Annotated in this window: 21 protein-coding genes and 5 pseudogenes; 17 read left to right on the top strand and 9 right to left on the bottom strand. The window is 52.2% G+C overall.

Going from position 1 to position 22,572, the window contains the following annotated elements; translation table 11 throughout:
• The first annotated feature begins 3 nt into the window (after window positions 1–3).
• The 9 genes from sgcQ (at window position 4) to FTE26_RS14480 (ending at window position 9,583) form a co-directional block, all read left to right on the top strand.
• A complete protein-coding gene (sgcQ, locus tag FTE26_RS14520; protein ID WP_000118626.1) occupies window positions 4–810 on the top strand; it encodes a BtpA family protein SgcQ in 807 nt (268 codons plus the stop codon).
• 130 nt (window positions 811–940) lie between these two features.
• A complete protein-coding gene (gene sgcA / locus FTE26_RS14515; RefSeq protein WP_000606405.1) occupies window positions 941–1,372 on the top strand; it encodes an SgcA family PTS sugar transporter subunit IIA in 432 nt (143 codons plus the stop codon).
• Between the two features lie 11 nt (window positions 1,373–1,383).
• The gene (locus FTE26_RS14510; RefSeq protein WP_000600624.1) at window positions 1,384–2,016 is read left to right on the top strand and encodes a ribulose-phosphate 3 epimerase family protein; all 633 of its coding nucleotides are present in this window, start codon (window positions 1,384–1,386) and stop codon (window positions 2,014–2,016) included.
• Window positions 2,017–2,032: 16 nt separating this feature from the next.
• Window positions 2,033–2,815, top strand: coding sequence for a DeoR/GlpR family DNA-binding transcription regulator (locus tag FTE26_RS14505; RefSeq protein WP_000082779.1), 783 nt, complete (start codon window positions 2,033–2,035; stop codon window positions 2,813–2,815).
• A 302-nt stretch (window positions 2,816–3,117) separates the two neighbouring features.
• Complete coding sequence (locus tag FTE26_RS14500; RefSeq protein WP_000251800.1) at window positions 3,118–3,906, top strand: IclR family transcriptional regulator; 789 nt, start codon at window positions 3,118–3,120, stop codon at window positions 3,904–3,906.
• Window positions 3,907–3,910: 4 nt separating this feature from the next.
• Complete coding sequence (locus tag FTE26_RS14495; protein ID WP_000714563.1) at window positions 3,911–4,816, top strand: dihydrodipicolinate synthase family protein; 906 nt, start codon at window positions 3,911–3,913, stop codon at window positions 4,814–4,816.
• A gap of 10 nt (window positions 4,817–4,826) precedes the next feature.
• Complete coding sequence (gene yjhG / locus FTE26_RS14490; RefSeq protein WP_000116325.1) at window positions 4,827–6,794, top strand: xylonate dehydratase YjhG; 1,968 nt, start codon at window positions 4,827–4,829, stop codon at window positions 6,792–6,794.
• 106 nt (window positions 6,795–6,900) lie between these two features.
• A complete protein-coding gene (locus FTE26_RS14485) occupies window positions 6,901–8,250 on the top strand; it encodes a GntP family permease (protein ID WP_001128363.1) in 1,350 nt (449 codons plus the stop codon).
• A gap of 346 nt (window positions 8,251–8,596) precedes the next feature.
• The gene (locus FTE26_RS14480) at window positions 8,597–9,583 is read left to right on the top strand and encodes a sugar-binding transcriptional regulator (RefSeq protein WP_000373366.1); all 987 of its coding nucleotides are present in this window, start codon (window positions 8,597–8,599) and stop codon (window positions 9,581–9,583) included.
• Window positions 9,584–9,623: 40 nt separating this feature from the next.
• On the opposite strand, the gene FTE26_RS14475 is transcribed toward FTE26_RS14480, so the two are convergent.
• From FTE26_RS14475 to FTE26_RS14450, 6 genes and pseudogenes are all read right to left on the bottom strand, one after another.
• Window positions 9,624–10,628, bottom strand: a complete 1,005-nt coding sequence (locus FTE26_RS14475; protein ID WP_000471144.1) for a GRP family sugar transporter — start codon at window positions 10,626–10,628, stop codon at window positions 9,624–9,626.
• Between the two features lie 103 nt (window positions 10,629–10,731).
• Window positions 10,732–11,373, bottom strand: coding sequence for an L-fuculose-phosphate aldolase (locus FTE26_RS14470; RefSeq protein ID WP_000439686.1), 642 nt, complete (start codon window positions 11,371–11,373; stop codon window positions 10,732–10,734).
• A 30-nt stretch (window positions 11,374–11,403) separates the two neighbouring features.
• Window positions 11,404–12,144: an S-methyl-5-thioribose-1-phosphate isomerase gene (mtnA, locus tag FTE26_RS14465; RefSeq protein ID WP_225521232.1), complete on the bottom strand. Its 741-nt coding sequence runs from the start codon at window positions 12,142–12,144 to the stop codon at window positions 11,404–11,406.
• 18 nt (window positions 12,145–12,162) lie between these two features.
• A pseudogene (locus FTE26_RS14460) lies at window positions 12,163–12,350 on the bottom strand (IS3 family transposase); the annotation flags it as partial.
• 375 nt (window positions 12,351–12,725) lie between these two features.
• Window positions 12,726–12,830, bottom strand: a pseudogene (locus FTE26_RS14455) (IS3 family transposase); the annotation flags it as partial.
• Window positions 12,824–13,028, bottom strand: a pseudogene (locus tag FTE26_RS14450) (hypothetical protein); the annotation flags it as partial. The pseudogenes FTE26_RS14450 and FTE26_RS14455, both read right to left, overlap by 7 nt.
• A 37-nt stretch (window positions 13,029–13,065) precedes the next feature.
• Here FTE26_RS14450 and FTE26_RS20310 point away from each other — a divergent pair.
• A pseudogene (locus FTE26_RS20310) lies at window positions 13,066–13,137 on the top strand (hypothetical protein); the annotation flags it as partial.
• A 10-nt stretch (window positions 13,138–13,147) separates the two neighbouring features.
• On the opposite strand, the pseudogene FTE26_RS14445 reads toward FTE26_RS20310, so the two are convergent.
• Both FTE26_RS14445 and ykiE read right to left on the bottom strand, forming a co-directional pair.
• Window positions 13,148–13,845: pseudogene (locus FTE26_RS14445) on the bottom strand (IS1 family transposase).
• An 86-nt stretch (window positions 13,846–13,931) separates the two neighbouring features.
• Window positions 13,932–14,000 (bottom strand): protein YkiE, encoded by a 69-nt coding sequence (gene ykiE / locus FTE26_RS14440; protein ID WP_211180522.1) that lies wholly within the window; start codon window positions 13,998–14,000, stop codon window positions 13,932–13,934.
• 136 nt (window positions 14,001–14,136) lie between these two features.
• Between ykiE and fecI the strand changes: the two genes are divergently transcribed.
• From fecI to fecE, 7 genes are all read left to right on the top strand, one after another.
• The gene (gene fecI / locus FTE26_RS14435) at window positions 14,137–14,658 is read left to right on the top strand and encodes an RNA polymerase sigma factor FecI (RefSeq protein ID WP_001283626.1); all 522 of its coding nucleotides are present in this window, start codon (window positions 14,137–14,139) and stop codon (window positions 14,656–14,658) included.
• The gene (gene fecR, locus FTE26_RS14430) at window positions 14,655–15,608 is read left to right on the top strand and encodes a ferric citrate uptake sigma factor regulator FecR (RefSeq protein WP_001068910.1); all 954 of its coding nucleotides are present in this window, start codon (window positions 14,655–14,657) and stop codon (window positions 15,606–15,608) included. Before fecI ends, fecR begins: the two co-directional genes overlap by 4 nt.
• An 86-nt stretch (window positions 15,609–15,694) precedes the next feature.
• Window positions 15,695–18,019 (top strand): TonB-dependent Fe(3+) dicitrate receptor FecA, encoded by a 2,325-nt coding sequence (gene fecA, locus FTE26_RS14425; protein WP_000188262.1) that lies wholly within the window; start codon window positions 15,695–15,697, stop codon window positions 18,017–18,019.
• 44 nt (window positions 18,020–18,063) lie between these two features.
• Complete coding sequence (gene fecB / locus FTE26_RS14420; protein ID WP_000879164.1) at window positions 18,064–18,966, top strand: Fe(3+) dicitrate ABC transporter substrate-binding protein FecB; 903 nt, start codon at window positions 18,064–18,066, stop codon at window positions 18,964–18,966.
• Window positions 18,963–19,961 carry an iron-dicitrate ABC transporter permease FecC gene (gene fecC / locus FTE26_RS14415; RefSeq protein ID WP_000125187.1) on the top strand — a complete coding sequence of 333 codons (999 nt, stop codon included), beginning with the start codon at window positions 18,963–18,965 and terminating at the stop codon, window positions 19,959–19,961. Before fecB ends, fecC begins: the two co-directional genes overlap by 4 nt.
• Window positions 19,958–20,914, top strand: a complete 957-nt coding sequence (gene fecD / locus FTE26_RS14410; protein WP_000684856.1) for a Fe(3+) dicitrate ABC transporter permease subunit FecD — start codon at window positions 19,958–19,960, stop codon at window positions 20,912–20,914. The genes fecC and fecD overlap by 4 nt, the downstream gene beginning before the upstream one ends.
• Window positions 20,915–21,682, top strand: coding sequence for a Fe(3+) dicitrate ABC transporter ATP-binding protein FecE (fecE, locus tag FTE26_RS14405; protein ID WP_000175457.1), 768 nt, complete (start codon window positions 20,915–20,917; stop codon window positions 21,680–21,682).
• Window positions 21,683–22,238: 556 nt separating this feature from the next.
• On the opposite strand, the gene FTE26_RS14400 is transcribed toward fecE, so the two are convergent.
• Window positions 22,239–22,496: a hypothetical protein gene (locus FTE26_RS14400; protein WP_000177057.1), complete on the bottom strand. Its 258-nt coding sequence runs from the start codon at window positions 22,494–22,496 to the stop codon at window positions 22,239–22,241.
• Window positions 22,497–22,572: the final 76 nt, after the last annotated feature.

Raw genomic sequence — 22,572 nt, 5'->3', positions numbered from 1 at the left:
TCAATGAGTTGGCTGAAAGAGGTTATTGGGACGGAAAAAGCGGTCATCGCCATGTGCCATCTACGTGCATTGCCCGGCGACCCGAGTTTTGATGCGCAGTTGGGGATGAACTGGGTTATCGACAAAGCCTGGGACGATCTGATGGCGCTCCAAAATGGTGGGGTGGATGCAGTCATGTTCTCCAACGAGTTTAGTCTTCCCTATCTCACGAAGGTGCGTCCGGAAACCACTGCGGCAATGGCACGAATCATCGGGCAATTAATGAGCGATATCCGCATCCCGTTTGGCGTGAATGTTCTGTGGGATCCGGTCGCCTCATTCGACCTGGCGATGGCTACCGGCGCTAAGTTTATCCGCGAGATATTTACCGGTGCCTATGCCAGCGACTTTGGCGTCTGGGACACTAACGTCGGTGAGACCATCCGTCATCAACACCGGATTGGTGCAGGCGAAGTGAAAACCTTGTTCAATATCGTCCCAGAGGCCGCCGTGTATCTGGGCAATCGCGATATCTGTTCTATTGCTAAATCGACAGTATTTAACAACCATCCTGATGCGCTCTGTGTTTCTGGCCTGACCGCCGGGACGCGTACAGACAGCGCGCTGTTAAAACGGGTCAAAGAAACGGTGCCTGACACCGTCGTGTTGGCCAACACGGGCGTCTGCCTGGAAAACGTGGAGGAACAACTCAGTATCGCCGATGGCTGTGTGACCGCAACCACCTTTAAAAAGGACGGCGTTTTTGCCAATTTCGTTGACCAGGCGCGAGTCAGTCAGTTTATGGAGAAAGTGCATCATATACGCCGATAAGATAGGGATAAGCAGAGCGCTTATCCCCGGCAAAGAGCAATAACCCTTCTGCGATCCCTGCCGCCTTCGTCAAAAGTATCGACGGGGATCGCTACCAGATTAACCCGAATCGGCATGGAGTCAACGACGGATGATTAACGATATTAAATGGGTACAGGCACAACGTGAAGCCACCGACTGGCGTCAGGCCGTGGAAATCGCCACCCGCCCGCTGGTAGCCTATGGTGCCGCGCAGCCATGCTACGTTAATGGGATCATCGAAAATACCCTTAACTGGGGGCCTTATTATCTGATAGCCCCAGGAATCGCCTTGCCTCACGCCCGACCAGAGCAAGGCGCAAACTATAATCAGGTCAGTATCACCACGCTACGCACCCCGGTCGCCTTTGGTAACGAGGAGTGCGACCCCGTCTGGCTGCTTCTCTGCGTCAGCGCCACAGATGCCAACGCACATATTTTGACCATTCAGCGCATCAGCCAGTTTATTGATTCGCCACAACGCTTAGCGGCAGTGGGAAATGCCAGCACAGACGATGCACTGTTTGCGCTGGTATCAGGTTAACGGAGGCGCTTATGATCCTGCACCCTTCTCTCGCCAGCGCAAATCCTCTGCACTATGGTCGTGAGCTGACGGCATTGGACAATCTGGATTTTGGGAGCCTGCATCTGGATATTGAGGACAGCAGCTTCATTAACAACATTACGTTTGGGATGAAAACGGTGCAGGCCGTCGCCAGACAGACGCCTCATCCCTTGTCCTTTCATTTCATGGTTGCCCGGCCACAGCGCTGGTTTAACGCGCTGGCTGAAATCAGACCCGCGTGGATCTTCGTTCATGCAGAAACGCTGGACTATCCTTCGGAAACGTTAACTGAGATCCGCCATACCGGCGCACGAGCCGGACTGGTATTTAATCCGGCAACCCCGATCGACGCCTGGCGATATCTGGCGTCTGAGCTGGACGGAGTGATGGTGATGACCAGTGAGCCCGATGGGCAGGGACAGCGGTTTATTCCCTCCATGTGCGAGAAAATCCAAAAAGTACGCACGGCTTTTCCTCAGACCGAGTGCTGGGCCGACGGTGGAATTACGCTGGCAGCTGCACAGCAACTGGCAGCAGCCGGGGCGCAACATATGGTGATTGGGCGCGCCCTGTTCTCTTCATCTGACTATCGCGCGACCTTAGCTCAATTCGCCACCCTGTAAGAGGAGATTGTTTCTGATGAGCCAACAGAGACCTGACCGTATCAAACAGATGCTGCACTACCTGTGGCAACATCGTCACCTCTCCACACAGCAGGCCATGGAGCTTTTTGGCTATGCGGAAGCGACTGTCCGTCGTGATTTCCAGTATATTGCCAACCAGTATCCAGGCATGATCCGCGGTCACGGTTGCCTGGACTTCGACGACAGTACAGACGACAAAGAGTACGTCTTCGACGTGAAACGTACATTGCAATCTGTGGCGAAAAGAGAAATAGCTGCCCTTGCCCGAACAATGATCAAAGATGGCGACTGCTTTTTTCTCGACTCCGGCTCAACCTGCCTCGAACTGGCGAAATGCCTGGCCGATGCGCGGGTAAAGGTCATCTGCAACGACATTAAAATCGCCAATGAACTGGGCTGTTTTCCCCATGTGGAAAGTTACATTATCGGAGGACTGATTCGCCCAGGTTATTTTTCGGTAGGAGAGAGTCTGGCGCTGGAGATGATCAATGCCTTTTCCGTAGAACGTGCGTTTATCTCCTGCGATGCGCTGTCGCTGGAGACGGGGATCACCAATGCCACCATGTTTGAGGTCGGGGTGAAAACACGGATTATTCAACGCTCGCGTGAAGTTATTCTCATGGCCGATCACTCAAAATTTGATGCCGTTGAGCCGCATGCTGTAGCAACACTATCATGTATTAAAACGATCATCAGTGACAGCGGGTTACCTGAGACTATTGCACAGCGTTATCAGCGAGCCGGATGTCAGTTGTTTTTACCTCATTCAATAAAGTGATAAGTAAGTTCGTTCGAGAGGGATTTCAAGCAAAAATAATCAATGGCACCCAATAGAAAATATTGGCGATGCGCTCGAACGAATAAAGAAGCCCTATGCGCAATCCACACGCTACGATGTTGCAACAACACGCCATCTACTTTTTATTCTCATTCACTAAATGTGGTTGTTCTGGATTCATTATTCAAAGTGTGTACAAGATCACATTTAATCACTTCATTACAGTTCAGCATGCTGAACAAAGCATATTTTCCACTATGTAATGCCGATACCATTTATTCCATGAGCAAGAAGGAGCCATTATGGTTCGCAAAGGGTGTAATTCATTAGTCCGTGCTGAAAAAATATTAACCCACATTGCATGGGTTGGTATGGCAAGTTATATGGAGTTATTAAATAAATTCCAGTACCCCAAAAGCAGCCTGCTTAATTTATTGAATGTAATGGTGGAGTGTGGTTTCTTAATTAAAAACAAAAACGGCTACTATTCACTGGGAATAAAAAACTACGAATTGGGTTGTCAGGCGTTACACCGTCAAAATATATTTGAGGTGACTAAGCGGCCAATGCAGGAGTTGTCGCTGAAAAGTGGACTGGTTTGTCATCTTGGGGCGATGGAGAGCATTTCGGCTATCTATCTCGACAAGATCGAAAGTCCGGACTCTGTACCGACGAGCAAAAGCTGGATTGGCAAAAAACTTGAGTTGCATATTACCGCGTTGGGTAAGGCATTATTAGCCTGGAAGACACGAGAAGAACTGGATTATTTTTTAGAAGCACTCACGTTAACTCCACATACGCGCAATACATTTACCGATAAAAAATTGTTTCTGGAAGAATTACAAAAAACACGCCTTCGGGGATGGGCCATAGACAACGAAGAATCAACCTATGGGGCGGTATGTTTAAGTATGCCGGTATTCAATATGTATAACAGAGTTAACTATGCAATCTCACTTTCTGGCGATCCGGTAGTTTATTCAGGAAATAAGATAGACAGCTATCTGGAATTGCTCCGGAAATGCGCTGAGCAAATATCATATGGGCTGGGATACAGAAACGAAAATGAGCATTTACGAAAAGGAAACTGAGGTAATGAAAAAATTCAGCGGCATTATTCCACCGGTATCCAGCACGTTTCATCGTGACGGAACCCTTGATAAAAAGGCAATGCGCGAAGTTGCCGACTTCCTGATTAATAAAGGGGTCGACGGGCTGTTTTATCTGGGTACCGGTGGTGAATTTAGCCAAATGAATACAGCCCAGCGCATGGCGCTCGCCGAAGAAGCTGTAACCATTGTCGACGGGCGAGTGCCGGTATTGATTGGCGTCGGTTCCCCTTCCACTGACGAAGCGGTCAAACTGGCGCAGCATGCGCAAGCCTACGGCGCTGATGGTATCGTCGCCATCAACCCCTACTACTGGAAAGTCGCACCACGAAATCTTGACGACTATTACCAGCAGATCGCCCGTAGCGTCACCCTACCGGTGATCCTGTACAACTTTCCGGATCTGACGGGTCAGGACTTAACCCCGGAAACCGTGACGCGTCTGGCTCTGCAAAACGAGAATATCGTTGGCATCAAAGACACCATCGACAGCGTTGGTCACTTGCGTACGATGATCAACACAGTTAAGTCGGTACGCCCGTCGTTTTCGGTATTCTGCGGTTACGATGATCATTTGCTGAATACGATGCTGCTGGGCGGCGACGGTGCGATAACCGCCAGCGCTAACTTTGCTCCGGAACTCTCCGTCGGCATCTACCGCGCCTGGCGTGAAGGCGATCTGGCGACCGCTGCGACGCTGAATAAAAAACTACTACAACTGCCCGCTATTTACGCCCTCGAAACACCGTTTGTCTCACTGATCAAATACAGCATGCAGTGTGTCGGGCTGCCTGTAGAGACATATTGCTTACCACCGATTCTTGAAGCATCAGAAGAAGCAAAAGATAAAGTCCACGTGCTGCTTACCGCGCAGGGCATTTTACCAGTCTGAGGAGAAACTCATGTCTGTTCGCAATATTTTTGCTGACGAGAGCCACGATATTTACACCGTCAGAACGCACGCCGATGGCCCGGACGGCGAACTCCCATTAACCGCAGAGATGCTTATCAACCGCCCGAGCGGGGATCTGTTCGGTATGACCATGAATGCCGGAATGGGTTGGTCTCCGGACGAGCTGGATCGGGACGGTATTTTACTGCTCAGTACACTCGGTGGCTTACGCGGCGCAGACGGTAAACCCGTGGCGCTGGCGCTGCACCAGGGGCATTACGAACTGGACATCCAGATAAAAGCGGCGGCCGAGGTTATTAAAGCCAACCATGCCCTGCCCTATGCCGTGTACGTCTCCGATCCTTGTGACGGGCGTACTCAGGGTACAACGGGGATGTTTGATTCGCTACCATACCGAAATGACGCATCGATGGTAATGCGCCGCCTTATTCGCTCTCTGCCCGACGCGAAAGCAGTTATTGGTGTGGCGAGTTGCGATAAGGGGCTTCCGGCCACCATGATGGCACTCGCCGCGCAGCACAACATCGCAACCGTGCTGGTCCCCGGCGGCGCGACGCTGCCCGCAAAGGATGGAGAAGACAACGGCAAGGTGCAAACCATTGGCGCACGCTTCGCCAATGGCGAATTATCTCTACAGGACGCACGCCGTGCGGGCTGTAAAGCCTGTGCCTCTTCCGGCGGCGGCTGTCAATTTTTGGGCACTGCCGGGACATCTCAGGTGGTGGCCGAAGGATTGGGGCTGGCAATCCCACATTCAGCCCTTGCCCCTTCCGGTGAGCCTGTGTGGCGGGAGATCGCCAGAGCTTCCGCGCGAGCTGCGCTGAACCTGAGTCAAAAAGGCATCACCACCCGGGAAATTCTCACCGATAAAGCGATAGAGAATGCGATGACGGTCCATGCCGCGTTCGGTGGTTCAACAAACCTGCTGTTACACATCCCGGCAATTGCTCACCAGGCAGGTTGCCATATCCCGACCGTTGATGACTGGATCCGCATCAACAAGCGCGTGCCCCGACTGGTGAGCGTACTGCCTAATGGCCCGGTTTATCATCCAACGGTCAATGCCTTTATGGCAGGTGGTGTGCCGGAAGTCATGTTGCATCTGCGCAGCCTCGGATTGTTGCATGAAGACGTTATGACGGTTACCGGCAGCACGCTGAAAGAAAACCTCGACTGGTGGGAGCACTCCGAACGGCGTCAGCGGTTCAAGCAACTCCTGCTCGATCAGGAACAAATCAACGCTGACGAAGTGATCATGTCTCCGCAGCAAGCAAAAGCGCGCGGATTAACCTCAACTATCACCTTCCCGGTGGGTAATATTGCGCCAGAAGGTTCGGTGATCAAATCCACCGCCATTGACCCCTCGATGATTGATGAGCAAGGTATCTATTACCATAAAGGTGTGGCGAAGGTTTATCTGTCCGAGAAAAGTGCGATTTACGATATCAAACATGACAAGATCAAGGCGGGCGATATTCTGGTCATTATTGGCGTTGGACCTTCAGGTACAGGGATGGAAGAAACCTACCAGGTTACCAGTGCCCTGAAGCATCTGTCATACGGTAAGCATGTTTCGTTAATCACCGATGCACGTTTCTCGGGCGTTTCTACTGGCGCGTGCATCGGCCATGTGGGGCCAGAAGCGCTGGCCGGAGGCCCCATCGGTAAATTACGCACCGGGGATGTAATTGAAATTAAAATTGATTGTCGCGAGCTTCACGGCGAAGTCAATTTCCTCGGAACCCGTAGCGATGAACAATTACCTTCACAGGAGGAGGCAACTGCAATATTAAATGCCAGACCCAGCCATCAGGATTTACTTCCCGATCCTGAATTGCCAGATGATACCCAGCTATGGGCAATGCTTCAGGCCGTGAGTGGCGGGACATGGACCGGTTGTATTTATGATGTAAACAAAATTGGCGCGGCTTTGCGCGATTTTATGAATAAAAACTGAAAGCATAAATAAAAACATCCAGACACCTGAATTATCCGACTCTGCATCATTCGTTATTTGCTCAGTCGGATAATGATGGGTCGCTACCCTGTTATGAGAGGACGTTATGCCACTAATTATCGTTGTGGCAGGGATTGCTTTACTCCTGCTTTTAACCATAAAAATTAAGCTTAATACGTTTGTTTCGTTAATTATTGTCTCGATTGCTGTCGCCATCGCCAGTGGTATGGATTTGAGTAAAGTCGTCACCTCAGTCGAATCCGGGCTTGGCGGTACGCTGGGCCATATTGGTTTGATATTTGGCTTCGGTGTTATGCTCGGTCGCTTGCTGGCCGATGCGGGTGGTGCGCAGCGAATAGCGCTGACCATGCTGAATTATTTCGGGAAAAATAAACTTGACTGGGCAGTGGTCTGTTCGGCGTTTATTGTCGGTATCGCACTTTTTTTCGAAGTCGGTTTAATTCTTCTGGTACCTATTTTATTCGCTATTGCCCGTGAAGCAAAAATATCACCGATGTTTATGTGTGTGCCGATGCTTTCTGGTTTGCTGGTCGCACACGGTTTTTTGCCGCCGCACCCCGGCCCGACTGTTATCGCCAGGGAATATGGCGCTGATGTAGGATTGGTACTGATATACGGTATCATTGTCGGCATTCCAACCTTTATTCTTTGCGGCCCGGTATTGAATAAATTCTGCCAGCGCATTATTCCGGACGCCTTTAAAAAAGAGGGGAATATAGCCTCTCTCGGCGCGACCCGCCGATTCAGCGAAAGCGAAATGCCAGGCTTTGGGATCAGTTTTCTCACGGCAATGCTGCCGGTGATCCTGATGGCGGTTGTCACCATCATCCAGATGACTCATGCCAAAAGTGCCGCGGATTCTGGCTTATTTTACAACGTGATACTGTTCTTAGGTAATTCGACGATCGCCATGCTGATTTCACTGCTGTTCGCGATCTATACCATGGGCCTGGGGCGCGGGAAAACAATCCCTGACCTGATGGATTCTTGCGGAAAAGCTATCGCGGGTATTGCCGGTCTGCTGCTGATTATCGGTGGTGGTGGTGCATTCAAGCAAGTTCTCATCGACTCTGGCGTTGGTCAGTATATTTCCACCCTGGTTTCGGGTATGGATATTAACCCGATCTTGATGGCCTGGGGCGTGGCCGCATTCCTGCGTATTTGTCTGGGTTCAGCCACCGTCGCGGCGATCTCTACCGCCGGTCTGGTCATCCCATTGTTGGCAGTACATCCCAATACCAACCTGGCCTTGATTACGCTGGCTACCGGTGCCGGATCCTGTATTTGTTCTCACGTTAACGATGCCAGTTTCTGGATGATTAAAGACTTTTTTGGCCTGACCACCAAAGAAACGCTGTTATCCTGGACGTTGATGTCCACACTCTTATCCATCAGTGGGCTGATTTTTATTCTGCTCGCCAGCTTAGTTTTATAATCGGGTTCTTGCCAGTGAGCCAACCTGTTGTTCACTGTCCCCCATAATTTAGTGAGTGACGGCAACCGTCTGCACGGTGACGAATCGCTGGCGATCAAAAAGGGGCGATATTGAACCGTCGATTATGCTTGATGGGTGTACTCTCAGTAATACTGTAAAGCCGGAGCATGTCTCCGACTTTACAGTATGGGGGAACAGCAGGCGATCGCTCAAATGGTATGCTGGTTTATTTCATGTAAAAGAATAAAATATCTGTATAAAATCATGCCACTGGCAATCTGCATCAACTCTCCGGGTAAACAGGGTTAAGATGAGCATTTCCCCGGTTTAATACAGGTATACAAAAGTGGATAGAGATCAAACAAACAGCAGCCTGTTCAATGATGATCCCGTACTTCATGCAACATGGCTGTACTATCAGGAAGGCAAAAGCCAGACTGAAGTTGCAGCTATCATGGGGGTGTCCCGCGTCACGGTTGTCAAATACCTGCAAACAGCCCGGGAAAATGGACTGGTTCATATCAACCTGGATGTGAATGTCTTTGGCTCTATCGACGCTGCTTTGCAAATTCGCGATAAATTCAATCTCCAGAGAGTGATCATCGTGCCGGATGGCGAACATGCCGGAAAACGTGATGATACAAAGCTGATGCGGACTCGCCTTTCACGTGCCGGTGGCATGTATCTGAATCAGGTGATTGAGAATGGTGATGTGCTGGGGGTTGCCTGGGGAAGAACAATCCATCAGATGAGCAAAACCATGACGCCGAAGTCATGTAAAAATGTCACCGTTATACAGATGCTCGGTTCCATGCCATCTCAGCCAGACCTGACGATCATTGAATCCTCATCGCAAATCGCCTACAAGCTTTCAGGCCGTGTCGCCTCGCTGCACGTGCCCGCCGTGGTATCAAGCGCCAGACTGGCCATGGAGTTACAGGCAGAGCCTATTATTCGATCGAATTTTGACGTTCTGACTCGCTGTACGAAAGCCTTTTTTGTCGTGGGTAACGCGCTTGATGAAAATCCCCTGATTCGGGTGGGCGTGCTGAATAAGAAGGAAATGCAGACGTATCGGGATTTAGGCGCAGTAGGTGTCATTTGTGGTCGCTTCTATGACAAGGAAGGGATGCCCGTCGTGGCTGATGTTGACCAGCGTATTCTGGGAATCAGTCTGGCTCAGCTAAGGCAGATTGAACGGAAGATCTTCCTTGCTGGTGGGGAAAGAGGCTATGACGCAACGTTGGGTGCCCTGCTGGGAGGATATGTCACGGACCTGATTGTTGATGAAGGAACGGCAGAGTTTTTGCTGGCGTGTGAATTACCACACTAAAAGAATGAACAACTGCCCCATGTGGATATGGGGCAGGATTTTATTGATTAGCGGCGATAATAAGAACAATACCCACAATGTATGAAATAAACATGGTCAGCAGCAGTTTATTGGTTCCGGCTGGCGCACTGGCAAATTCTCTCCAGATGAAGACTCCCCAGATCACGGCAATCATTGTGGCCCCCTGTCCCAGACCGTAGGAAATGGCATACCCCGCCTGACCAGACGCAATCAGACTGAATGCCAGACCGACACACCAAATCATACCGCCCAGCCAGCCGCAAACATGATCCCGTAAGCTCCCGGAAAAATACATTTTCCCGTTGACCGGTTCTCCTGAAATAGGTTTTTTCATGACCAGCGTGTTAAGGACAAAGTTCGACAAGAACAGCCCCACGGCAAACAGAACAAGTGCTGAGTAAGGCGTCATCAGACCGCTGGCAGGCTGGCTGAAATTGTCAGACATGGAGTCCGCCAAGAAGCGGAAAAACCATCCCATGATGATACCCGCCAGAATGGCAGTAATGAGACCTTTATTACGGCGAGATTTATCCGCCTCCTGCGTGACACGACCATAGGCTATCGCGGTAAAAATAATGGCGATCACAACGCAGGCGACACCGAGGAACAGAATGAGCGGATCGCCCTGCGGATTGCCGATATAGGTGGTGATCACACCCAGAGCCAGTGCCAGCCCCACACCCACAGGAAAAGCTACCGCCATACCGGCAAGATTAATAGAAGCGACCAGAAGAATATTGGAAATATTGAAGATAATCCCTGCCAGTATTGCCGACATCAGACTACTGCTGCTCGCCTGCTGAATATCAGGTATAAAACTGCGACCGGCTTCGCCCATAGAACCCAGCGTGAAGGCAAATAACAAAGAACACAGCAATAATCCAATTGAATAATCCCAATAGAATAGAGGGAACTCCCATTTTTTATTGCTGACAAGTTTAGTTGTATTCGCCCATGAACCCCAGCAAATCATGGTAATAAAACACATTATTATGGCGACAGCATACGATTCCACGATAAACATAAATAACTCCTTGTGGTAGTTATAATCAATCGTTGTGGACAGAGGGAATAGCAGCCATTCTGCGAATGGCTGTCATATGTTATTAATTAAAATAAAGCTGTAATTACGCTTTCAAACCATACGTTTTGAATTTTTCAAGGACGATGGTCATTTCGGCTTCAGACAGCACGGGAACATCGTGATGTAATCCGCCACATTTGATGTATAAATCAGCCAGCGTCTCGGTTTCACCCGCCAGCCACAACGTCTTTTCCAGCGTGACGTCCATGGCCAGCATACCGTGGTGCTGCATCAGCAAGGACTTACTTTCTCTGATTCCTTTAGATACACCGTCGGCCAGTTCAGGACTGCCAAAGGTATAATAGGGAATACAGGGAATATGATCCGTCCCCGATACCGCCACCATATAATGAATGGCCGGAATTGAATGATTATGTATTGCCACCGCCGTGGAATTCACCGCATGCGTATGTATGACAGCATTCAATTCTGGTCTGGCTTTATAACACGCCAGATGAAATAACCATTCACTTGATGGTATTTTACCCGCTTCAGGTATTCCCTTATCGTCTACAAAGACAATCATGTCCGGCGTCATCTTTGAATAAGCGATCCCACTCGGCGTAATCAACATGCCACCGGTATACCTGGCACTCACATTACCTGATGTTCCTTGATTAAGACCTGACGCATTCATTTCCCGACAAGTGGAAATGATTTTTTCTGCTAACTTAATCCGTTCCATTCCTGATCCTTAATAGCAATGGCCGCCGTTTTAATGCTGTTCCCCCTGGAGTGCTTTACTCTTCAGGTCAGCAAACATATCCGCCAGCGCTGACTTACTGGCAGCACAGACTCCCCGCTCAGTAATGAAGCCGGTAATGTATCGGGCAGGCGTGACGTCGAAAGCGTAGTTCCCACAACGGGTTCCTTCAGGGGCGGTATTGACCCAGCTCAATTCTCCCTGAGGGTTTATCCCATAGACATGGGACTGCTCTTTTCCGTCACGTTGCTCAATCGGAATGCTTTTTCCGTCCTCGATAGTCCAGTCAATAGTGGGAGAAGGTAACGCGACGTAGAAGGGAACATGGTTATCATGGGCCGCCAGCGCCTTAAGATAGGTACCAATTTTATTACAGACATCCCCTCTGGCCGTGGTTCGATCGGTCCCAACAATGCAGAGATCAACGTCACCGTGTTGCATCAGGTGGCCACCCGCGTTGTCGGCGATCAGGGTGTGAGGAATACCGTGTGAGCCCAGTTCAAATGCCGTGAGTCCGCCCTGATTACGTGGCCGCGTTTCATCCACCCAGACGTGAACAGGGATTCCGTTTTCATGCGCTTTGTAGATGGGAGAAAGCGCGGTTCCCCAGTCTACAGTCGCCAGCCAGCCTGCGTTACAATGTGTCAGGATATTGACCACACTCCCGGCCGGTTTTTTCTGGGCTATTTCGCGGATGACTTCTGTACCATGTAATCCAATTTGTTCACACAACGCGACATCTTCCTCGGCAATTTCTGCCGCCTGTAGTGGTCAAGTAATATTGGCCACGGTTTTACAGTAAAAATGGTATCTGTTCTCTGACTCTTCCGGCGTCAGCCCATTTTCAGACTGCGGAAGAAGCGTTCCATGGGGCTGTTATCCCAGCAGTTTCCCCGCCGACTGACGCTTTGATTTATTCTGCAACGCCAGAGAAGTTGTTGATATTTAAGGCCTGTATATTTCACCAAAAACCATATTATAATAATCACTGTGCATCTTTCTCCCCCAGGGTTCAGTCAATAATTTTACCATGCCTAATTATGACAGGTGTAACAAGCATATTTTGCTATATAAATAAAATACATAATACTGATTATTGTAAGAACAGGAAGCAGACTAATGGTTTTTTTTGTGAGCACATTCCTTCTTATGTAGGAAGAGGCTGTATTATATTCAGTCAACTCTTTTTTACTAAAAACATTATCTATGCCATCAAAGTTGCCTGCTAGCTAATTTTTAGGATATCGCCTTGTCGTGGATTATGCACTCTAAACATGTAGAAGGTATTCATTATAAATACACAGACGGCCATCTTTTGTAAAATGGATGCCGTTTTAAGTGAGATTCTGATTTTCAAATTGTTCCGGACTGAGACCGCCACACCAACTGTACCATCGCCAGCGATTGTAATCGCACTCGATATAATTAAGTAAGTTTGCTGATTTTGCTGTTTACTGCGACAGATGTAAAGCTGTGGTGATTCATGCAGACTAAGTTCACGGACTCCGGCAGTAACACCGATGCATTCTGCAAGCTTCAGATCTTAACTACGAAATTCATGCGAATGGTGTTTACGTTTTTTTACTGGTTGAAACTGTTTTGTCTTGTGAGTCACCTCTGACTGAGAGTTTACTCACTTAGCCGCGTGTCCACTATTGCTGGGTAAGATCACAACACTTTAAAATGCCCTATATAGGGTTAACCAGTAATTATCTGTATGATAGCTTTGAGTTCGGGAGGAGGTAATGACTCCAACTTACTGATAGTGTTTTATGTTCAGATAATGCCCGATGACCTTGTCATGCAACTCCACCGATTTTGAGAACGACAGTAACTTCCGTCCCAGCCTTGCCAGATGTTGTCTCAGATTCAGATTATGTCGCTCAATGCGCTGAGTGTAACGCTTGCTGATAACGTGCAGCTTTCTCTTCAGGCGTGATTCATACAGCGGCCAGCCATCCGTCATCTATACCACGACCTCAAAGGCCGACAGCAGGCTCAGAAGACGCTCCAGTGTGGCCAGAGTGCGTTCACCGAAGACGTGCGCCACAACCGTCCTCCGTATCCTGTCATACGCGTAAAACAGCCAGCGCTGACGTGATTTAGCACCGACGTAGCCCCACTGTTCGTCCATTTCAGCGCAGACAATCACATCACTGCCCGGTTGTATGCGCGAGGTTACCGACTACGGCCTGAGTTTTTTAAGTGACGTAAAACCGTGTTGAGGCCAACGCCCATAATGCGTGCACTGGCGCGACATCCGACGCCATTCATGGCCATATCAATGATTTTCTGGTGCGTACCGGGCTGAGAGGCGGTGTAAGTGAACTGTAGTTGCCATGTTTTACGGCAATGAGAGCAGAGATAGCGCTGATGTCCGGCAGTGCTTTTGCCGTTACGCACCACGCCTTCAGTAGCGGAGCAGGAAGGACATCTGATGGAAATGGAAGCCACGCAAGCACCTTAAAATCACCATCATACACTAAATCAGTAAGTTGGCAGCATTACCGAAATCCCCATCCTTTAGGGCAGTGAGGATGTCAATAATAGCAGACCACATCATGAGTCATTCTGACCGACACATGCCAGAAGCAGAGGCTCCATCCCATTTTATACCTACCTTATAACACTTAGAAAAACAACATGTTAAAAATGTCTATTGGAAACAATTTTATTTCCAATTGTAATGATAACCATTCTCATATTAATATGACTACGTGATAATTAACTTTTGATGCACTCCGCATGTCTGACCGCGCCACTACCACAGCTTCCTTAACGTTCGAGTCGCTTTATGGCACACATCACGGCTGGTTGAAAAGCTGGCTGACGCGCAAACTCCAGTCTGCTTTTGATGCAGATGACATTGCCCAGGACACTTTTTTGCGGGTAATGGTCAGCGAAACGCTCTCGACGATCCGCGATCCTCGCTCCTTCCTCTGCACTATCGCCAAACGCGTGATGGTGGACCTGTTTCGCCGAAACGCGCTGGAAAAAGCGTATCTGGAGATGCTGGCGCTTATGCCGGAGGGGGGAGCGCCTTCACCTGAGGAACGCGAAAGCCAACTCGAGACCCTACAACTCCTCGACAGCATGCTGGACGGGCTAAACGGCAAAACACGTGAAGCGTTTCTGCTTTCGCAACTGGATGGTCTGACATACAGCGAGATTGCGCACAAACTCGGTGTTTCCATCAGCTCCGTGAAAAAATACGTGGCGAAAGCCGTCGAGCACTGCCTGCTGTTCCGTCTGGAGTATGGGTTATGAATCCTTTGTTAACCGATTCCCGCCGTCAGGCGCTGCGTTCAGCTTCCCACTGGTATGCCGTGCTAAGCGGCGAGCGCGTCAGCCCACAACAGGAAGCGCGCTGGCAACAGTGGTATGAACAGGATCAGGATAACCAGTGGGCCTGGCAGCAGGTTGAAAACCTGCGCAACCAGCTTGGCGGTGTGCCTGGCGACGTTGCCAGCCGGGCGTTGCACGATACCCGCCTCACCCGCCGTCACGTGATGAAAGGATTACTGCTGTTGCTCGGCGCTGGCGGAGGCTGGCAGCTCTGGCAGTCGGAAACCGGCGAAGGTCTGCGGGCAGATTACCGCACCGCCAAAGGCACAGTCAGCCGTCAGCAACTGGAAGATGGCTCCCTGCTCACGCTGAATACCCAAAGCGCGGCGGATGTGCGTTTTGATGCGCATCAGCGCACCGTCCGGCTCTGGTACGGTGAAATCGCCATTACTACCGCGAAAGATGCCCTGCAACGCCCCTTCCGTGTCCTGACCCGTCAGGGCCAGCTCACTGCTTTAGGGACAGAATTTACCGTCCGCCAGCAGGATAATTTCACGCAGCTTGACGTTCAGCAGCACGCTGTGGAAGTGCTTCTCGCCAGTGCCCCCGCGCAAAAACGCATCGTGAACGCTGGTGAAAGCCTGCAGTTCAGCGCCTCTGAGTTTGGCGCAGTGAAACCGCTGGATGACGAGAGTACAAGCTGGACGAAGGACATCCTGAGCTTCAGCGATAAACCACTGGGTGAGGTGATAGCCACGCTAACCCGTTACCGCAACGGCGTGCTGCGCTGCGATCCCGCCGTTGCCGGGCTGCGCCTGAGCGGGACGTTCCCGCTGAAAAATACCGATGCGATCCTGAACGTTATCGCGCAAACGCTTCCCGTTAAAATTCAGTCTATTACGCGGTACTGGATAAACATTTCACCACTGTAAGGAAAATAATTCTTATTTCGATTGTCCTTTTTACCCTTCTCGTTCGACTCATAGCTGAACACAACAAAAATGATGATGGGGAAGGTATGACGCCGTTACGCGTTTTTCGTAAAACAACACCTTTGGTTAACGCCATTCGCCTGAGCCTGCTGCCGCTGGCCGGTCTCTCGTTTTCCGCTTTTGCTGCACAGGTTAATATCGCACCGGGATCGCTCGATAAAGCGCTCAATCAGTATGCCGCACACAGCGGATTTACCCTCTCGGTTGACGCCAGCCTGACGCGCGGCAAGCAGAGCAACGGCCTGCACGGCGATTACGACGTCGAGAGCGGCCTGCAACAACTGCTGGACGGCAGCGGACTGCAGGTAAAACCGCTGGGAAATAATAGCTGGACGCTGGAGCCCGCGCCCGCACCAAAAGAAGATGCCCTGACCGTGGTCGGCGACTGGCTGGGTGATGCGCGTGAAAACGACGTATTTGAACATGCTGGCGCGCGTGACGTGATCCGCCGTGAGGATTTCGCCAAAACCGGCGCAACCACCATGCGTGAGGTACTTAACCGCATCCCTGGCGTCAGCGCGCCGGAAAACAACGGCACCGGCAGCCACGACCTGGCGATGAACTTTGGCATCCGGGGCCTGAACCCGCGCCTCACCAGCCGCTCGACCGTCCTGATGGACGGCATCCCCGTCCCCTTCGCCCCTTACGGTCAGCCGCAGCTTTCACTGGCTCCCGTTTCGCTCGGCAACATGGATGCCATTGACGTGGTACGCGGTGGTGGTGCGGTGCGTTACGGACCGCAGAGCGTGGGCGGCGTGGTGAACTTTGTTACCCGTGCCATTCCGCAGGACTTTGGTATCGAGGCGGGCGTGGAAGGTCAGCTCAGCCCAACCTCTTCACAAAACAACCCGAAAGAGACGCACAACCTGATGGTGGGCGGCACAGCGGACAACGGTTTTGGCACCGCGCTGCTCTACTCCGGCACGCGCGGCAGTGACTGGCGCGAGCACAGCGCCACCCGCATCGACGACCTGATGCTGAAAAGCAAATATGCGCCGGATGAGGTGCACACCTTCAACAGCCTGCTGCAATATTACGACGGTGAAGCCGACATGCCCGGTGGCCTGTCTCGCGCGGATTACGACGCCGATCGCTGGCAATCCACCCGCCCGTATGACCGCTTCTGGGGTCGTCGCAAGCTGGCGAGCCTGGGCTACCAGTTCCAGCCAGACAGCCAGCATAAATTCAACATTCAGGGGTTCTACACCCAAACCCTGCGCAGCGGCTACCTGGAGCAAGGCAAACGCATCACCCTCTCGCCGCGTAACTACTGGGTGCGCGGTATTGAGCCACGCTACAGCCAGATCTTTATGATCGGCCCTTCCGCGCACGAAGTGGGCGTGGGCTATCGCTATGTGAATGAATCAACGCATGAAATGCGTTACTACACCGCCACCAGCAGCGGGCAGTTGCCGTCCGGCTCAAGCCCTTACGACCGCGATACGCGTTCCGGCACCGAGGCGCACGCCTGGTATCTGGATGACAAAATCGACATCGGCAACTGGACCATCACGCCGGGTATGCGTTTCGAACATATCGAGTCATACCAGAACAACGCCATCACAGGCACGCACGAAGAAGTGAGCTATAACGCACCGCTTCCGGCGTTGAACGTGCTCTATCACCTGACTGACAGCTGGAATCTTTATGCAAACACTGAAGGCTCGTTCGGCACCGTACAGTACAGCCAGATTGGCAAGGCTGTGCAAAGCGGCAATGTGGAACCGGAAAAAGCGCGAACCTGGGAACTCGGTACCCGCTACGACGACGGCGCGCTGACGGCGGAAATGGGGCTGTTCCTGATTAACTTTAACAATCAGTACGACTCCAACCAGACCAACGACACCGTCACTGCACGTGGCAAAACGCGCCATACCGGGCTGGAAACGCAGGCACGTTACGATCTGGGTACGCTAACGCCAACGCTTGATAACGTTTCCATCTACGCCAGCTATGCGTATGTGAACGCGGAAATCCGCGAGAAAGGCGACACCTACGGCAATCTGGTACCATTCTCCCCGAAACATAAAGGCACGCTGGGCGTGGACTACAAGCCAGGAAACTGGACGTTCAATCTGAACAGCGATTTCCAGTCCAGCCAGTTTGCGGATAACGCCAATACGGTGAAAGAGAGCGCCGACGGCAGTACCGGCCGCATTCCCGGCTTCATGCTCTGGGGCGCACGCGTGGCGTATGACTTTGGCCCGCAGATGGCAGATCTGAACCTGGCATTCGGTGTGAAAAACATCTTCGACCAGGACTACTTCATCCGCTCTTATGACGACAACAACAAAGGCATCTATGCAGGCCAGCCGCGCACGCTGTATATGCAGGGGTCGTTGAAGTTCTGATGTGTTAACGCCCGGCTTGCCGGGCTTTTAGCTGGAATGTGATTATGTTGGCATTTATCCGTTTTGTTTTTGCAGGCCTGCTGCTGGTGATCAGCCACGCCTTTGCCGCCACGGTTCAGGACGAACACGGCACGTTTACACTCGAAAAAACGCCACAACGGATTGTGGTGCTGGAACTCTCGTTCGCCGATGCGCTGGCCGCCGTGGACGTCAGCCCGATCGGTATTGCCGACGATAACGATGCAAAACGCATCCTGCCCGAAGTGCGTGCGCACCTGAAACCGTGGCAGTCCGTCGGAACGCGCGCGCAGCCGAGCCTGGAAGCCATTGCCGCTCTGAAACCAGACCTGATCATTGCCGACAGCAGTCGCCATGCGGGGGTTTACATCGCCTTGCAGCAAATCGCGCCGGTACTGCTGCTTAAGTCCCGCAACGAAACCTACGCTGAAAATTTGCAATCTGCGGCTATCATCGGCGAAATGGTGGGTAAAAAGCGAGAGATGCAGGCACGCCTGGAACAACATAAAGAGAGGATGGCGCAGTGGGCCAGCCAGCTTCCCAAAGGGACACGCGTGGCCTTTGGCACATCACGCGAACAGCAATTCAACCTGCATACTCAGGAGACCTGGACCGGCAGCGTGCTGGCCTCTCTGGGGCTGAACGTTCCCGCTGCGATGGCGGGTGCGTCCATGCCGTCCATCGGCCTGGAGCAACTGCTGGCGGTCAATCCTGCCTGGCTGCTGGTTGCCCACTATCGCGAAGAGAGCATTGTTAAACGCTGGCAACAAGATCCGCTCTGGCAGATGTTAACCGCCGCGCAGAAGCAGCAGGTTGCTTCGGTCGACAGTAACACCTGGGCGCGGATGCGCGGTATTTTTGCTGCAGAGCGTATTGCCGCTGACACGGTAAAAATCTTCCACCATCAGCCGCTTACCGTTGTGAAATGACCGCGATAAAACACCCGGTGCTGCTGTGGGGGCTTCCCGTTGCAGCACTTATTATTATTTTCTGGCTGAGTCTGTTTTGCTACTCGGCCATTCCTGTTTCCGGAGCAGATGCAACCCGCGCCCTGCTGCCTGGACACACGCCAACGCTACCAGAAGCGCTGGTGCAAAACCTTCGTTTGCCACGAAGCCTGGTCGCCGTTCTGATCGGCGCAAGCCTGGCGCTCGCGGGCACGCTGCTGCAAACCCTGACCCACAACCCAATGGCCTCTCCTTCACTGCTCGGCATTAACAGCGGCGCGGCGCTGGCTATGGCGCTTACCAGCGCGCTGAGTCCGACGCCGATTGCAGGCTATTCTCTGTCGTTCATCGCGGCATGCGGGGGCGGCGTGAGCTGGCTGCTGGTCATGACCGCAGGAGGCGGATTTCGTCATACCCATGACAGAAACAAACTGATCCTCGCGGGTATCGCGCTGTCGGCCTTTTGTATGGGCCTTACCCGCATCACCCTGCTGCTGGCCGAAGATCATGCTTACGGCATCTTTTACTGGCTGGCAGGCGGAGTGTCCCACGCCCGCTGGCAGGATGTCTGGCAGCTCTTGCCGGTGGTGGTCACTGCAGTCCCTGTCGTGTTGCTGCTGGCGAATCAACTGAACCTGCTCAACCTCAGCGACAGCACCGCCCATACGCTGGGAGTGAACCTGACGAGGCTACGTTTGGTCATCAATATGTTAGTGCTGCTTCTGGTTGGTGCGTGCGTCAGCGTGGCAGGTCCGGTGGCGTTTATCGGTCTGCTGGTGCCACATCTGGCGCGCTTCTGGGCAGGCTTCGATCAGCGCAACGTACTGCCAGTGAGCATGCTGCTGGGGGCCACGCTGATGCTGCTGGCAGATGTACTCGCACGCGCACTGGCCTTCCCCGGAGATCTGCCCGCAGGCGCAGTGCTGGCGCTGATTGGCAGCCCTTGCTTTGTCTGGCTTGTGAGGAGGCGAGGATGAAAATTGCGCTGGTTATTTTCATCACCCTTGCCCTGGCGGGCTGTGCGCTGTTATCACTCCATATGGGAGTGATCCCCGTGCCGTGGCGCGCGCTGCTGACCGACTGGCAGGCCGGACGCGAGCATTATTATGTATTGATGGAGTACCGACTGCCGCGCTTGCTGCTGGCACTGTTTGTCGGTGCAGCCCTCGCCGTGGCGGGCGTGCTGATACAGGGGATTGTGCGCAACCCTCTGGCATCACCGGATATTCTCGGTGTTAACCATGCCGCCAGCCTGGCCTCTGTGGGGGCTCTACTTCTTATGCCGTCACTGCCCGTGATGGTGCTGCCGCTGCTGGCCTTTGCGGGCGGCATGGCGGGGTTGATATTGCTGAAGATGCTGGCAAAGACCCACCAGCCGATGAAGCTGGCGCTCACCGGCGTGGCGCTTTCTGCATGCTGGGCCAGCCTGACGGATTATCTGATGCTCTCGCGCCCGCAGGATGTGAACAACGCCCTGCTGTGGCTGACCGGCAGCTTATGGGGCCGTGACTGGAGCTTTGTGAAGATTGCCATCCCGCTGATGATTTTATTTCTGCCGCTGAGCCTGAGTTTTTGCCGCGATCTCGACCTCCTTGCACTCGGCGATGCGCGCGCCACCACGCTCGGTGTGTCGGTGCCCCATACCCGATTCTGGGCTTTGTTACTAGCTGTCGCCATGACATCTACCGGCGTGGCCGCCTGCGGCCCGATTAGCTTTATTGGTCTCGTGGTGCCGCATATGATGCGTAGCATCACCGGTGGACGTCACCGCAGACTGCTGCCTGTTTCGGCCCTGACAGGTGCGTTGCTGTTGGTGGTTGCCGATCTGCTGGCGAGAATTATTCATCCCCCACTGGAGCTCCCGGTTGGCGTGCTGACCGCCATTATCGGTGCGCCGTGGTTTGTCTGGTTGCTTGTGAGAATGCGATAAATGACTTTACGAACTGAAAATCTGACGGTCAGTTACGGGACAGACAAGGTACTTAACGACGTTTCACTCTCACTGCCAACGGGGAAGATCACCGCCCTGATCGGTCCTAACGGTTGCGGGAAATCGACGCTGTTAAACTGTTTTTCGCGGCTTTTAATGCCGCAGTCTGGCACCGTATTTCTCGGCGATAATCCCATAAATATGCTCTCATCGCGCCAGTTGGCCCGCAGGCTTTCGCTGCTGCCTCAGCACCATTTAACGCCAGAGGGGATCACAGTCCAGGAGCTGGTTTCGTATGGTCGTAATCCCTGGCTGTCACTCTGGGGGCGTCTCTCCGCTGAAGACAATGCACGAGTTAATGTCGCCATGAACCAGACCCGGATCAATCATCTTGCCGTTCGTCGGTTAACCGAGCTTTCCGGCGGTCAGCGCCAGCGCGCATTTCTGGCAATGGTCCTGGCCCAGAATACGCCCGTTGTATTACTTGATGAGCCAACCACCTATCTTGATATCAATCACCAGGTGGACCTGATGCGGTTGATGGGCGAACTCCGGACTCAGGGGAAAACGGTGGTCGCTGTGCTGCACGACCTTAATCAGGCTAGCCGGTACTGCGATCAACTGGTGGTAATGGCAAACGGACATGTTATGGCGCAAGGCACACCAGAAGAGGTGATGACCCCAGGATTGCTGAGAACAGTATTCAGCGTGGAAGCGGAAATACACCCCGAGCCGGTATCTGGCAGGCCGATGTGCCTAATGAGGTAGATTGCACAGGCCGTAAGAACCAAACCACGACTGAATGAAACTGGACTGGCGCCAGCAAGCCTGTTCAGACTGGGGCTGAACTTTTCCGGACTCTGAAAGATTACCAATACTCATCGTCCATCCGCTTGCTTTAGGCTGACAGGTTCATAATCAACGCAAACCAGAGCTGTACAGGCTTGGGCGCGGCTTTCAAACCAGTCGTGATCACGGCAATCAATTTTGAACTCTGCTTAACGGACATTTCTGTATAACCCTTACGGCAACGAAAAACGCGAAGTTAAAATTTTAGAAACCCAAAAACGTGACATGACTAAGTTTAGATTTCAGGGGGGAGATCAAAAAATTTCGCTCTGTGCCAGAGCGGACATTCACGGAGCTGGTTCATTACCAATGAGGTTGGGCTTTTGAGGATAAATCAATGATCAGACGCCAACGTAAATCAAAAGCAACCCTGGAACGGAATTGCTAATCCAGTTTCTGACCATCGATTTTTCTAAAAAGTGTGCGTTTGCTACTACTTAGGTAGGTGCAGCTTTCTTAATCACCGGCAGCCACGTTATACAGGCCAGTTGATGGATCGATTGTTATCAATGATATCTTCATGAGTCGGTGTCTCACCCAGCTTACCGAAGCTGGCATAAAGTGAAGGCAGACGGGCCCGTCCTTCTCCCTTTTTCGCCAGAGGGAAAGCGCGAAGCATGGTGGCAGCCTCCCAGTCACAACAATAGGATGGTGTGCACGGCTGCTGACGCCATGATTCAGCGATAGAGCCGGAAAATACGGGGTCAAAGCCGGTATCATTAACCAGAGTCATCGTGACCTGTACTGCGGCTGGATGATCTCCTGCTACTGCAACTGCCAGGCGACCGCGGCTCCCTTCAGGTAGTCTG

The organism is Escherichia sp. S10b, from assembly GCF_028421345.1.
In the GTDB taxonomy this organism is placed as follows: Bacteria; Pseudomonadota; Gammaproteobacteria; order Enterobacterales; family Enterobacteriaceae; genus ECMA0423.
This window is presented reverse-complemented; position numbering and strand designations above follow the sequence as displayed.